The 13704-nt window shown below is 57.0% G+C and carries 9 protein-coding genes and 1 pseudogene; 2 read left to right on the top strand and 8 right to left on the bottom strand.

What is annotated here, in order from left to right; translation table 11 throughout:
• Positions 1–266: 266 nt before the first annotated feature.
• Entirely contained in the window at positions 267–1463 is a 1197-nt protein-coding gene (locus ACVCAM_RS03660) for a hypothetical protein (protein ID WP_159125225.1), read from the top strand.
• Positions 1464–1599: 136 nt separating this feature from the next.
• Here the strand turns inward: ACVCAM_RS03660 and ACVCAM_RS03665 are convergent, their stop codons facing one another.
• The 8 genes and pseudogenes from ACVCAM_RS03665 to ACVCAM_RS03700 form a co-directional block, all read right to left on the bottom strand.
• Positions 1600–3150 (bottom strand): methyl-accepting chemotaxis protein, encoded by a 1551-nt coding sequence (locus ACVCAM_RS03665; RefSeq protein ID WP_407223366.1) that lies wholly within the window; start codon positions 3148–3150, stop codon positions 1600–1602.
• Positions 3151–3248: 98 nt separating this feature from the next.
• Positions 3249–4256 (bottom strand): LacI family DNA-binding transcriptional regulator, encoded by a 1008-nt coding sequence (locus tag ACVCAM_RS03670; RefSeq protein ID WP_063417819.1) that lies wholly within the window; start codon positions 4254–4256, stop codon positions 3249–3251.
• A gap of 28 nt (positions 4257–4284) precedes the next feature.
• A complete protein-coding gene (locus ACVCAM_RS03675) occupies positions 4285–5691 on the bottom strand; it encodes a sucrose-6-phosphate hydrolase (RefSeq protein ID WP_306699012.1) in 1407 nt (468 codons plus the stop codon).
• Complete coding sequence (locus tag ACVCAM_RS03680) at positions 5691–7061, bottom strand: sucrose-specific PTS transporter subunit IIBC (protein WP_008501693.1); 1371 nt, start codon at positions 7059–7061, stop codon at positions 5691–5693. The genes ACVCAM_RS03675 and ACVCAM_RS03680 overlap by 1 nt, the downstream gene beginning before the upstream one ends.
• A 66-nt stretch (positions 7062–7127) precedes the next feature.
• A complete protein-coding gene (locus tag ACVCAM_RS03685) occupies positions 7128–8645 on the bottom strand; it encodes a carbohydrate porin (RefSeq protein ID WP_407223368.1) in 1518 nt (505 codons plus the stop codon).
• A gap of 172 nt (positions 8646–8817) precedes the next feature.
• A complete protein-coding gene (locus tag ACVCAM_RS03690; protein ID WP_032674834.1) occupies positions 8818–9708 on the bottom strand; it encodes an aminoimidazole riboside kinase in 891 nt (296 codons plus the stop codon).
• Between the two features lie 88 nt (positions 9709–9796).
• Positions 9797–11007 (bottom strand): annotated as a pseudogene (locus ACVCAM_RS03695) (diguanylate phosphodiesterase).
• Positions 11008–11102: 95 nt separating this feature from the next.
• Positions 11103–12584 (bottom strand): alpha/beta hydrolase, encoded by a 1482-nt coding sequence (locus tag ACVCAM_RS03700; RefSeq protein WP_407223370.1) that lies wholly within the window; start codon positions 12582–12584, stop codon positions 11103–11105.
• 265 nt (positions 12585–12849) lie between these two features.
• On the opposite strand from ACVCAM_RS03700, the gene ACVCAM_RS03705 reads away from it, so the two are divergent.
• Positions 12850–13704 (top strand): MurR/RpiR family transcriptional regulator, encoded by an 855-nt coding sequence (locus tag ACVCAM_RS03705; protein ID WP_023327526.1) that lies wholly within the window; start codon positions 12850–12852, stop codon positions 13702–13704.

Here is a 13704-nt window from a genome sequence, read left to right on the forward strand (position 1 = left end):
AGATGCAGATGGGGTTAAGGAACGTGCATTATTTTTTACAACGAATGTAGCTTATCTATACTGAGAGAATTCATCCGATGAGTATCTCACTAGATGCATTCGAGTTTGATAACAACTCAAACAACAGTATTTCAATATATTAGAGCAACAAAATCAATCCTCATATTAAAAGTAGGTTGACAGGAAATTTCAACCCCACTCTTGCGAACTGAGTTACAGATGTTTAAAATGTCATATTCAACATAAAATCAACCGGAAAGATTTGTATGTTTGACTCAATAGTGCTAAACCGCTCAATAGATGGACCGGCATTGACGATTGGTGAAATTGCCGAGACGTTATTATTCTATCAAAATATTCATATTGTAATGGACACATCAACCGTTCTTAATCTTATAAGAGAAATTGGTCACCATAATGTAATTAAACTTATATCGTTACCTGATGTTAAAACCACATTCATTGAAGAGTTTGTTGGTGTTTATGGTGAGGACACTTATAATGGAAGGCAGTACTCTTTAATAAGTGCGTACTTTTCCGGCAGTGAAACCGATGGTGAACTGAAAAGCTGGAAAAAAAGATTAGCGAACATGGTTTCACGCCAAGGTTATAGCAAAAATGAGTCTGATAATTTTGTTGAAAGGTTCAAAAACCACGTATCAGTGAAAAAACTTTCCAGCGATCATTTTATTAAAGGCGGGATTATATCAGCAGCACGTGAAGATTTAAATGATGATGACTTTGTATCCTCTGCTGCGCGCTTAATAACTGCTGATTTGCTATCTACAGAATCCTTATCTAATGATTATTTCTACAAAATACATCCAACTGGAGATTCCTTCCAAATCTCTACAAATATAGATTTTGATAAAATTAACAAACTTAATGCAGCCAAGATATCTGAAATGGGTGAAACAAATCCAGCAAGCATAGCGGCTGGAATATTGAGCGCGTCATATGCCCTTATACTTGCAGCTCATTACGGTGGAGATTTCCATACATCAAACACAAATTCAAAAATCATACAATATAAAAACAAGCAAATACTATCCAGAACAAACAAAAATAGAAATGAAATTAGCATTTTTAATGAGATCCTATTAAAGGACTGCCCAAATATATCCTCCATCATAAATAGCAAAGAAAGAACATTTGAGGAGTTTTTAGAACTACTTTCACAAGCCAAAAAGTTTAAAGTTTGGCTTAAGGGGAGCTCACCTGATAAAAACTTACTATCAAATTATCTTGAAGATATAGCTAAGACAGGTTGGCTTGGCAGTGGATATGGGAAAATAATTCGCTACATCGTAAGCACTGGCGCAGGATTAATTGGCCCAACAACTGGTCTGGCAGTATCGGCTTTCGATAGTTTTATATTAGATAGACTTAGTACTGGTTGGAAACCGAATCAATTTATAACTTCAAAACTAAAGCCATTTGTTGATACTTACAATGACTTTTAAAAATAAAATGCGGTTAGAGTTGCGGCTGTAGCATTGGGAAATGGTCGACCAGTAGTAACCGTGAAGCCTTCTCTGGCACGCCCTTTCCTATCATACCAGACATTAAAAAGGCTCCCTGCGGAGCCCCCTCATACCATCAAGCCTGCACCGGCAACCTAAAACTCGAAATACTCCGTGAAAGCTGCTGCGCCTGCTCTTCCAGCGAAGCCGCTGCCGCCGCGGACTGCTGCACCAGCGCGGCGTTCTGCTGTGTCACGCCGTCCATCTCGGTCACCGCCTGCCCGACCTGACTGATCCCGCGGCTCTGCTCCTCAGAGGCGACGGAGATCTGCTCCATCAGCGTATTCACTTTATTCACCGACGAAATGATCGCGTCAATCACCTCGCCCGAGCGGCTTACCAGCTCCGCACCGTTTTTCACGCTGGAAACCGACTGCGCGATCAGGCTTTCGATATCTTTCGCCGCCACCGCGCTTTTCTGCGCGAGGGTGCGTACTTCGCTGGCCACGACCGCAAAGCCGCGGCCCTGCGTGCCCGCACGCGCCGCTTCAACCGCCGCGTTCAGCGCCAGGATGTTGGTCTGGAAGGCGATGCTGTTAATCACGCTGGTGATGTCTTCAATGCGCTTCGAGTTCGCCGCGATGGTATTCATCGTGTCGATGACTTCACGGGTTACCGCTTCACCGGTGTGGGCATTTTTCACCGCGTCCTGCACCAGTTTCCCGGCCTGATACACATTGTCGGTATTGTTCGCCACCGTCGCGCTCAGCTCTTCCATGCTGGCCGCCGTCTGGGTTAATGCGGAAGCCTGCTGCTCGGTGCGTGAAGCGAGGTCGATATTCCCGGAGGCAATCTCCTGGGCCGCGTGCGTCACGGTATGGCTCGCATCGCGCACCTGGGCGATGGTCGCCAGCAGCGCCTGACGCATCTGCTCCATCGAGCTCATCAGATGATCGATTTCGTTATGTGCGCTCCCCTTCACCGGCACCGGAATGTCCAGCTTGCCTGCCGCAATCTGGCTGCAGTGCTCGCGCGCCAGGTTGATCGGCGCAAAGACAAAGCGCTTCATCAGCAGGCTAACGGCGATAATCACCACCACAAACAGGCTGGCGATAGCGGCAACGATCGCCAGGCCGGAGACGAAGCTACTGCTCGCATCTTCGTTCAGGCTTTTGGCGTATTTCTGGTGGACGGAAAGGACCTGGTCGAGAACGATCTCGTACTGGCGGTCGAGGCGGGAGACTTCCGGGATGAGCGCGTTAAATTTGGCGACATCGTGCGCCTCGGCGGCATCGATCAGCAGCGCCAGCCCCTGGTTGCGGTAGTTCTGCCAGGCGTCCTGATAGGCAGTCACCAGCGGCGCTTCATCGCTCAGGCGCGGCGACGCCATAAAGGCCGCAAAGGCGTGGTCCGCTTTGGTCAGCGCCTCTTTCACGGCGGTCAGCTTTGCAGCGCCGTCCGCCGCGTTGCCCGCTTCCACCATCTTCACATACTCCATCACCCGCACGCGCAGCGTACGGCTGTGGTTGATGGGGTCAATAATGGACAGCACAACCTGGATCTCTTTGTTGACGTTATCCAGGGAATTATTACTTTTAATGATGATGCCAACGCTGGTGACGGTGCTGATAACAAAGAAGAAAAGCAGCGAGAACAGGACAATCAGGGACGACTTTTTCAACGACATAAACCAATACCTCAAGGAGAATTATTCCTTATGGTTATCGGCGCATCCAAAACTTAAATTAATTAAAGTTATTGATGTATCGGTCCGGGCTATATTGCTCACTTATAGCGCCGCTGCAGGGTGGCCGCCAGCTTGCGTTGCAACGGTTCCGGGGTCTCGCCCTCGATCAGTTTGCTAATCAAATCAAAGCAGTGCCACGCCAGCTGTCGGTTATCCTGGCGGATGGTATCCACCGGGATCGTCAGCGAATCGTAGAGATAGTGATCGTCAAAACTGGCTAACCTGATATCGCTTTGCAGCAGGTTATGCTGGCCCATATAGCGCAGCACCCCTTCCAGCAGCCCGCAGGCGGCGGCGAAGAGCGCTTTCGGCGGACGCCCCAGGCGGGCGCAGAGTTCAGCAAACATCTCGTAACCGGAGCTCGGGTGATAGTTGCCGTGAATGATCCACTCGGGGCGCAGCGCCACGCCGGCCTCTCGCAGGCCTTGCTTAAAGCCTTCAAGACGATCGCGCGTCGGGGATAAACGGGGCTGGCCGCCGAGGAAGTAGAATTCATCCGGATGCTGGCGCGCAATATCCGCCACCAGTTCGGTCGTCGGGGTGATGGAATCGGTGATCACCAGCGGCAGCGCACTGTCGTTGATATGACGGTCAAACAGAACCACCGGCAGCTGCTCGCTCAGCTTATGGTAGTCCGCGTCGTTGAGCATGCTGGAGGCCACAATCAGCCCGTCCACCTGACGCGCCACCATGTTGTTCACCACCACCGTCTCCTGCCCCGGGTTTTCATCGCTGCAGGAGATCAGCAGCTGCACGCCCGCCTCGCGGCACAGCGTTTCCAGCTCGTGAGAAAAGACGGCAAAACCGTAGTTGGTGATCTCCGGGACCACCAGACCAATGGTGTGGCTGCGGTTATCGCGCAGCGACCTGGCGTGAATGCTGGGCTGATAGTGGTGCTCTTTTGCAATTGCCAGCACGCGCTCGCGCGTCTCTTCCGCCACGCGAAGCTCTTTGCTGCGACCGTTCAGGACCAGGCTGGCGGTGGCTTTTGACACCCCCGCCAGCTCCGCGATGTCTTTAATGGTGACGCGTTTTGTTTTTCTCACAACGACTTAGATCCGGCTGCCAAAACCCTCATTCTATCATGCAGGCGCGCAGCGACCAGTAGCGTAATGTGATATCGGACGCACCTTCGAATCGCACCCGAGCCGGATGGTCAGGAAAATAGCGGCTGCTCATCACCCCTTCGCCGTGGTTAATGAAAATTTCAACGCTGGAGCGGTCGCACAGGACGCGCAAATGACGGACGTCGCCCTGCCAGTAGCGGGCCAATGTTTCACCGGTTTTCAGGCTCGCGCGCTCCAGGCGCACGCCCTGCTCATCGAGCGTGAGGCGCAGCGCGCCGCCAAAATCGACATTCACCTGCGATGCGCTCAGCTCAAACTCCAGGCGCGTCGCGTCCAGTTCGGGCGCGTCGCTGGCGCGCCCCTGCCAGTGCTGCTCATCTTCACGCAGCGCCGCCAGCTCGCGCGCCGGGGTCTGCCAGAGCCTGCCGTCGCGGAAGCGCAATTCTCGCGGGCAGGTCATCTGGTGCATCCAGCCGTGCGCCCGGGTTGGCTGAAGCATCTCTTCCCCGTCCGGTACGCCCATCCAGCCAATCAGGATGCGGCGTCCATCTTCCGCCAGCGTGGTTTGCGGGGCGTAGAATTCAAAGCCCGCGTCCAGCTCGTGCAGCTCGCCGTGATCGAACGTCGCGCGGGCATAGTCAAACGCCCCGCTCATCCAGGTAGCCGGATAGGTGTTAAGGTAGCGATGCGGCTCGCGCGCCAGCCCCTGCGGGCAGCAGATCAGGACGTGCGTCCCGTCGAGGGCAAACAGGTCCGGACACTCCCACATATAGCCCGCGTCCGACAGGCCGTTAACCCCGTGACCGGCGATCTCCCCGCAGGATGTCCAGGCGTGCAAATCGGCTGATTTAAAGAGCAGCACCTTGCCGCGCTTTTGCACATCCTGCGCGCCGAGCACCATGTACCAGTCCCCGTCGTGCCGCCACACCTTCGGGTCGCGCACGTGGCCGGTGTAGCCTTCCGGCAGCGCCAGCACCGGCCCCAGCTTCCTGAAGGTCCCGTCCGGCTGCTCCACGGCCAGGCACTGCCAGGCGGTGCGGCTGCCGTCATCGAACTTGACGTTGCCGGTGTAGCACAGGGTCAGTACGCCCTGGTTATCGACGGCGCTACCGGAGTAGCAGCCGTTGCGGTCATACGCTTCGTCGGGCATCAGCGCCAGCGGCTCATGCTGCCAGTGCACCAGGTCCGCAGAACTCCAGTGCCCCCAGCACTTAAAGCGGTGCTCGCAGTCCAGCGGGTTCCACTGATAGAACAGGTGATAGCGGCCAGCAAACCAGATAAACCCGTTCGGGTCGTTCATCAGCCCCGTCACCGGCGCGGCGTGCCATTGCGGATAATGGCTGTCCGCCAGCGCCCGCGGCTGACCTGTCATAACGGCCTGCAGGATCGCAGGCCAGCGGGAAGGTAACGTCATTATTCAGAGTCCGTTTTATATTTCAGCAGCAGTGAGACGGTAAACGCCACGCCGAAGGCAATCACCATGCCGATAATATAGTTCAGCAGCGAGCTGGCCTGCACGATGGCCATCCCCGGAATCGCGGTCAGCCCGACGGCGGTCATGTACACGTGCACGGAGACCACCCAGGCCCCGCCCACCGCACCGCCGATTAGCGCGGCGATAAACGGCTTAACGAAGCGCAGGTTGATACCAAAAATGGCCGCTTCGGTGATGCCCAGCATTGCAGAGAACGCCGACGGCAGGGTAATGGCTTTGATTTTGGCATCTTTGGTTTTGAACCACACCGCCAGACAGGCGCCACCCTGCGCCACGTTCGCCATGGCCCAGATCGGCAGCAGGAAGTTAACGCCAATCGACGGATTCCCCAGCAGCCCGGCTTCAATCGCGTGGAAGCTGTGGTGAATACCGGTGATCACAATCACCGAGTAAAGTCCGCCGAACAGCAGCCCGGCGAGCCAGCCCGCGTGTGCGATCAGCGTGCTCAGAATAAAGGAGATACCGTCCCCCAGAGCGCGCCCCGCCGGGCCGATAATCAGCAAGGCGATAAAGCCGGAGATGACGACGGTGAGGAACGGCGTCAGGATCAGGTCTAACGCATCCGGGATCGCGCGGCGCAGGTTTTTCTCGACGATGCTCATAAACCAGACGGCCAGCAGCACCGGGAATACCGTACCCTGATAGCCAATCATCGCGATCTCAAGGCCGAAGAAGTTCATGGTATGGAAGCCCGACGCCACGCCCCAGGCGTTGGTCAGCGCCGGGTGGGTCAGAATCCCGCCCAGCGTCGCGCCGAGGTACGGGTTACCGCCAAATTCGCGCGCGGCGGTAAAGCCAATCAGAATAGGCAGAATGATAAACGCCGCCGAGCTGCACATGTCCAGCATGATGTAGAGGGCGTTATCCGCATTGACCCAGCCGTAGGTTTTCACCATGCCGAGCAGGCCCATCAGCAGACCGGACGCCACAATCGCGGGAATGATCGGCACAAAGATGTTGGAGAGTAAGCGGGCAATGCGCTGGAACGGGTTCAGCTTGCGCGCCGCCAGATCCGCGGCTTCCGATTTGCTGGATTCGCTAATCCCGGCCGCCTGAATAAATGCGGCGTACACCTTGTTGACCACGCCCGTGCCAAAAATCACCTGCATCTGCCCGGCGTTACGGAAGCAGCCTTTCACGCCGTCAACCTTGCCGATGGCCTGCTGATCCGCCAGCGCGTCATCAACCAGCACCAGACGAAGACGCGTTGCGCAGTGCGCCGCGCTGGCGATGTTTTCCTTGCCACCGAGCAGCGGAATAAGCTCGCGGGCGATTTGATTAAAATCCATAAATACCTCTGCCTGACTTCTTTTTATGATGTGCGAAACGCTCCCGCCAGGCGGGAGCGTGATGGGTTAAAACCAGGTTTCCATCTGGACCCCAAAGTTCCATTCCCCGCCGGCGTTGAAGCCGCTGCTGCCAAAGGCATCATCGCTGGCGTAATTATCCAGTTTGTTGCTCCAGTCCATCCAGGTGGCAAACAGGCGCAGTTCCGGACGGCTGAAGAAATCGCCGATTTTGCTCGCTTTTAACGTCGGCGCAAAGGTCAGCTTGTAGAAACTGCCGTTCACGGCGTTGCGGTCCTTATAGCCCTCCGGGTTTAAATCCATGTACTGGTAGCTTCCCTCAAACGCCAGCGCGAAATTCTGGGTGACCTCTTTGATCAGTCGGGTATTGAGCGTTACCCACTCATAGCTATCGCCCTTGACGTAGCGATCTTTACTGCTCTGTGCCAGAACGGCGGGCGCAACGCTCCAGCCACCGCCGATCGGCGTGACACCGTAACTTGCGAAGCGCCAGGTATCCGCCTCAGACAGCAGCGCGCCGTCGGAGCCGATGCTTTTTACCTCCGCACCCAGCCCGTGACCGTACAGCAGCGCCGTTTTGGCGGTCCCTTCACGCAGGCCGTAGAAGCTGTCATTATGCAAGCCTACCAGGGCATGAACGCCGTGATTAGCGGCATCCGTTTTAATCAGATCGCCGTTAGTGTCTTTACGGTCGTCGTTATCCTTCGCCCGCAGCCCGCTCACCATCAGCTGGAACGGGCCGGCGAAGTGGTTCATGCTGAGGATATAGTTCTGAACGTTGTTGTCGGTCTGCTCCACGCTGCCAAAGTTGCGGCCGTAAATGGAGAAGTTGCTGCGCAGCGAATCGTTCCACTTCACGTCGTAAACGCCGCCGCCGGTACCGGCCAGGAACACCACGTCGGAATCCAGCCAGTGGATGTCAAAGTTGTCGCGGTCGAAGCGTTTACCCGCCCAGAAGGTGCTGCCCTTCAGCGCGCCGGTAAAATCAGGCAGGTTGCCCAGCTCCGCGAAGGCCTGACGAATATTGAGGTCGCTGGTATCGGCTGACCAGTCGTTATAGGTTCTCTGACCGTCGGCCAGCATCGCCTTGAAGCGCGTGGTCGCCCCGTTATCCAGGGTTTGCTTGTGCTCCAGGTTCAGCTCGACGTAGGTGTCGGCTTCGTTACCCAGACGCCCTACCGCACCGCCAGTTTCACCGGCTGGGGTCAGGTAAGGGCCGCTTTTGCTGCTGGAGGCCGCATCGTTCATCAGCAGGCCAGAGCGGGCATAGCCGTGGAACTCAAACCCGCCGGTCTGATCCGCCTTCTTCTCCAGCGCGGCGGTACGCTGCGCCACCGCCTGGGTTGTCGTTTGCGCCTGCTGCTGAGCGGCAACCAGCTGCTGCGTTTTTTGTTCTGCTGCCGCAGCGCGCTTCTCGGCCACCTGCGCGCGCGTTTCCGCGTCCTGAAGGCGCTGCTCCATCGCGGCAAGACGCGCTTCAATACTGGACATATCCGTCTGGGCAAAAACAGAGGTACTTCCGGCCAGCATGCCTATCATCACGGCAAGTCTGCGTTTTTTATACATTTTGTCGCATCCCTAAAAGAAGTCATTAAACGTGCTAAATTGCTAAAGCGGTTTAGGTTGCTGATACTAAACCTGTGAATTTTGGATCGGCAATCTTTTTTGCTAAACCGATTTAGTAAGTGTGATCGAGGCGACAATTCAGGCCGCCGGATGGCGGCCAGGAGAGGAGAAATTACAGGTCGTGCTGCCAGGGCAACGCGGTCATCGCCCCTTTGGCGGTGGTGGCCAGCGCGCCGCAGCGCTGGGCGAGCGCAATAACCGGCGTCAGGTCCTGTCCGGCGGCCAGCCCGTAGAGCAGCCCCGCCACAAAGGCATCGCCCGCACCGGTCGTATCGACGCACTGCACAGGCGTTGCCGGGTAGTGTTTTACGCTACCTTCATGCCACGCGGTTACGCCCGCTTTTCCCTGGGTAACCAGCACCAGACGCGCCGGGCAGCGCTGCATCAGCACCTCCAGACCAACGTTGACCTCCGCGCTGCCGGTGAAAAAGGCCAGCTCTTCTACCGAAAGTTTCACCACGTCGGCGCTTTGCAGGGCCTGCTCCAGGCAGCCATGCAGTGCGTTCTCATCCGGCCAGAGATCCGGGCGAATATTGGGGTCGAAGCTGACGTAACCGCCCGCCTCACGAATGGCGGCCATCGCCTGAAACGTCGCAGTCCGGCTCGGCTCGGCGCTTAAGGCGATGGAGCAGACGTGCAGCCACTCCCCGGCGCTGAACGTCGGCAGGTCGTCGGGTTCGAGAAACAGATCGGCGCTCGGGCGCACCATGAAGGTAAACGAGCGCTCGCCGTGGTCGTCGAGATCGACCACCACCGTTGAGGTGCGGTGCGCCGGGTCAAGGCGCATCCACGTCACGTCAACCCGCTCGTCAGCGAGCGTTTTCGCCATAAAGCGCCCGAAAGGATCGTCGCCAACCCTGCCGATAAAGGCGCTCTGGCCGCCCAGCCGGGCAATACCGACCGCGACGTTCGCCGGCGCGCCGCCGGGACACTGCAGTAATCGACCTTCTCCATCCGGCAGCAAATCCACTACCGCATCGCCAAGTACCCAGATTTTCTTCATGTGATCCTCGTAGCTAAACCATGTTAAACCGTTTTAGCTATTTAAGCACAGGCCGGGCAAAGGGGAAATAACGGGAGGGAAAACTGGCTTACCGCACCAGATGCGGCCAGTGGATATCGCCGACGCCATTAAGCTGCGGCCGGGCAAAGAGGAATCCCTGAAAGCGGCGGATTCCGGCCGATTCGAGCCAGCACCACTCCTCAATTTTCTCAATGCCTTCGGCCACCAGGGTGATTTCAAGATCGGAGCAGCAGCTGATGATGGAGCGCACAATCGCCTGTTTTGGGCCGCTCAGGTGGATGTTGCTGACAATCTCACGGTCAATTTTAATTTTGTCCGGCTGGAAGCGGGTCAGCAGCGAAAGCCCGGCATAGCCCGAGCCAAAATCATCGATCGCCAGGCCAATCCCCTCGCCGCGAAGCTGCTTGATGGCGCTGTTAAACTGGTTGAGCCCGGAGATCATCTCGTTTTCAGTGACTTCAATGACCACCTGCTCCGGCTGAAGGCCATGTTTTTTAATCTGATCGACCAGAAATTCCACCGCGCCTGGGACATTTACCAGCGACATGGGCAGCAGGTTGACCGCGATTTTATGGCTACCAATGCCCAGCTTTTCCGCCAGCGCAAAGGCATAGGCTTTTGTCTGGAGATCGACTTCGTAGACGTTGTCCGGGTCGACGGTGCTGAAGAAATGCTCCGGGCTGCCGCCGTCGTTGCCGCGGATAAGTGCCTCAAGGGAGCTGATTTTCCCTTCCGAGGGCTCGACAATAGGCTGCAGCGCAAACTGACAGGTTTGCCCGGCAATCAGGCCCAGATGTTCGCCAAAGGGAAGCGCTTCGGTCGAGAGCGTCCATTTGTCTGCCGTGTAGCGTGCCCCCGACGGGGCCGGACGTTTACCGGTTATAAAGGTCTGAATAAATTTGAACACCCGATCGTCGGAGGTCAGATAGCTGTCCAGCTTGCTGTAGCGCAGCACCGACGCAGCACCTCTTTCGGCGACTGCGTTTGCAGATCAAACAGCAGCATACCGACGTTTTCGAAGCGTCTGCGCGGACCATAGTCCCGCAGCAGTTCTACCACCCCGCTGTGCCGCTTGTCCTCGCGGATTTTATGGAACAGTTTGACCACACTCTCTTCCGACCCTTCGAGGATCTGCAGAACGTCGTTGCCTTTAGCAAGAAGGACGCCGGTAATGTCCAGTTTTACGTTGCGGCCCCTGGCGCGCTCCACCAGCTCCCGCAGTTCGGTGGACGGGCAGGATAAATTCAAGTGGCTTCGGTAGATCAGCGTCGTCAGCACAAAAAGGGGTTCCAGTGATAAAGAGAGGTGCCTTGAAGCTACTATGTAACATACTTAATCAATGCGACCTAACATATTCACGCCACAAGGGAACATTACTTTTTCTGGTCCCCGATCCGGCTGTTAATCCTCTCCTGCATATAGTCGTAGAACGGGTTCGAGGTGACCCGCATAAGCGCCTCTTTCCCGACGCTCAACACGGACGTCTCTCCCCACAGCGCAATTGTCCCCAGGCTGATGCCATATCGGTTTTTCACGCGTGGTTCACGACCATAGAGATCGTCATCCGGCGGGAACGGCACCGCAACGTGCGACAGGGAATAAACATCCTGCGGCCAGGACTGGGCAAGCGGCACGACCGTCTCCTGCGTACTGCCTGCCGGCGTGATTTTCGCCACCGTCGAGAAACTGTGCTCGCCGGCATTGGTGATAATCGTGACACTGTAACGCCTCTGCGCGACCGGCAGCAGCGCCGTGGTGGCCGTCCAGGACGACGGTTTAAAGAGTGGACGGAAGCTCGCCGCCTGGTTGATATCAAACACTACCAGCTCGCTGCCGTTTGCCGGAAGCTGGTCAAACAGGCCGCTGACCACCGCGCGGGTGCTGACCGTAGAATCCATCACCGACTGGAACGCCAGCACCGGCGGCAAATTCGCCAGCCTGTTTTCCCGCGCCTCACGGCCAATCTGCTCCTGCAGGGCCTTCGTCAGCAGCCACGACTGGCGGGCGGCGTTCACCGGGAACGAGTTGTATTTATACGGATTATATTCCGGGGAGATATTCAGCCAGGCCGCTTTGGCAAACGGCGGCAACAGCGCCGGTAGCCCGGCGAATCCGGCGAACCGCGCAAAGGACGTCACGCCGATCATCGGTGAGAGCAGGATCATCTGCTGAGGCTTACGCAGCGCAGGGTCTTCCAGCGCATCGAGGGCATACTTCATCGCCAGCGCCCCGCCGTTGGAGTAGCCCACCAGATGCAGCGGCACGTTATTCCCCGTCAGACGCGTGGCTTCCCGCACGGCAAGCCGCGTGGCCGCCAGCCACATTTCCCAGTCCACGTCCGTCAGCGCACCGGGCGCGGTGCCGTGTCCGGGAAGACGCGGGACCACGGCCACAAAGCCGTGCTGCTGATAGTTCACGGCAAGGTGCCTGACGCTGTAAGGCGAGTCGGTCAGGCCGTGCAGCAGCACCACCGCGCCGCGGGGCTTCCCGGCTGGCATCAGCACAAAGGAGCGGTTGGCATCGGGGGCAAACTGGCCGGGCCACACCAGGCTCTGGCGGTAGTAGCGGTTTAACGGAGTTTGATCCTCGCCCGCTGCTTTCGCCGTCACCGCGTTATCCAGATCGGTGAAAATCGCCTTTTCACGGGCGAGGTACCCGGCGAAATCGGCGTTATCCAGCTCACGCACGGACATCTCATCTCCCCGCCAGGTGTGCCACAGGTGCAGTTCCGGCCCCTGCTGCGAGAGATAGACCCGCACCGCCAGCAGGACGACCAGGACGATCCCCACGACCATCCCTGTTTTCTTTGCAAGCGCCACCAGGCGCACGCTGACTTGCCAGGGCCAATTCGCCATGCCGGGATCCCTTTATGTTCACTGTCTTTCTATCTTATCAAAAATGTGAACGGGCTGACGTATTCACCAAATTCATCCCTGCCAGGTCAGCCAGTGCACCAAAAGTGAACTACGCTGCACAAATGTTGATCATTGGTTAACGAAATATTGCATGAAGTTTATTGCGCAGCGGGTTTTCGCCCTTCTGTGAACATGGCACGCGTCATGCATTGTTAAACCGGTAACACATATTCAGCTTTTGACAGCCTGTTAACAGCGAGACGGTATGACGACGAAACCCGAGATGTTAAGCCGTATCGAGGCGACCTTCAGCCAGCTCACGCCCAGCGAAAAGCGGGTCGGAAGCTGGCTGCTGGCGCACGCCGCGCAAATCCCGTTTGAAACGGCGGAGAGCGTCGGGCTGGCGAGCGGGACCAGCGGGATCACCGTCGGACGCTTCCTGCGCAAGCTGGGATATCGCAACCTGGAGGATGCCAAAAAGAGCCTGCGCGATCCGTATCAGCCCTGGGGCATGAACGAGCGCCTCGACTCCTGGCAGCAGCAGCGCCCCCTGCCCAACCGCCTTCAGCACGCCCTGTCGCTGGAAGTGGACGCCATCACGCAGGTGTATCAGCTGGCGCAAACGGACGCCTTCCGCCAGGTGGTACACCATCTGGCCCACGCAGACGCGGTTTTTGTGCTGGGGATCCAGTCCACGCGCGGGATCGCCAACGCCTTCTTCAGCCACCTTGAATACCTCCGCCCGCGGGTGAGCTATGCCGAAGGCGCTTCCGGCAGCTGGGTGGAATCCCTTAACTCCGGGTTTGCGCACCCTTATGTCGTGCTGACCGATACGCGCACCTACTCCACAATGGCGCGCCAGTACTGCCGCGTCGCGAGCGAGAAAGGCATTCCGCTGGCCTTAATCACCGACATCTGGTGCCCGTGGGCGCGGGATTACCCGATGGATTTACTGCAGGTGAAAACCGATACCGGTCATTTCTGGGATTCACTTGCCCCCGTGAGCTGTCTGTTCAACCTGCTGCTGTCGGGCGTGGTGGAAGCGCTGGGCGATGCGCTCCCGGCGCGCCTGGCGGTAAACCGACAATTACAACAAGAGTTTGGTCAATTCGAACGCTAA

The sequence above is a fragment of the Enterobacter sp. CFEC122 genome (assembly GCF_052983755.1).

What these genes read in the sequence shown, in the direction of transcription:
- ACVCAM_RS03660 (WP_159125225.1), top strand. Translation starts at nt 267, where the DNA reads ATGTTTGACTCAATAGTGCTAAACCGCTCAATAGATGGACCGGCATTG.
- ACVCAM_RS03665 (WP_407223366.1), bottom strand. Translation starts at nt 3,150, where the DNA reads ATGTCGTTGAAAAAGTCGTCCCTGATTGTCCTGTTCTCGCTGCTTTTC.
- ACVCAM_RS03675 (WP_306699012.1), bottom strand. Translation starts at nt 5,691, where the DNA reads ATGACGTTACCTTCCCGCTGGCCTGCGATCCTGCAGGCCGTTATGACA.
- ACVCAM_RS03680 (WP_008501693.1), bottom strand. Translation starts at nt 7,061, where the DNA reads ATGGATTTTAATCAAATCGCCCGCGAGCTTATTCCGCTGCTCGGTGGC.
- ACVCAM_RS03685 (WP_407223368.1), bottom strand. Translation starts at nt 8,645, where the DNA reads ATGTATAAAAAACGCAGACTTGCCGTGATGATAGGCATGCTGGCCGGA.
- ACVCAM_RS03690 (WP_032674834.1), bottom strand. Translation starts at nt 9,708, where the DNA reads ATGAAGAAAATCTGGGTACTTGGCGATGCGGTAGTGGATTTGCTGCCG.
- ACVCAM_RS03700 (WP_407223370.1), bottom strand. Translation starts at nt 12,584, where the DNA reads ATGGCGAATTGGCCCTGGCAAGTCAGCGTGCGCCTGGTGGCGCTTGCA.
- ACVCAM_RS03705 (WP_023327526.1), top strand. Translation starts at nt 12,850, where the DNA reads ATGACGACGAAACCCGAGATGTTAAGCCGTATCGAGGCGACCTTCAGC.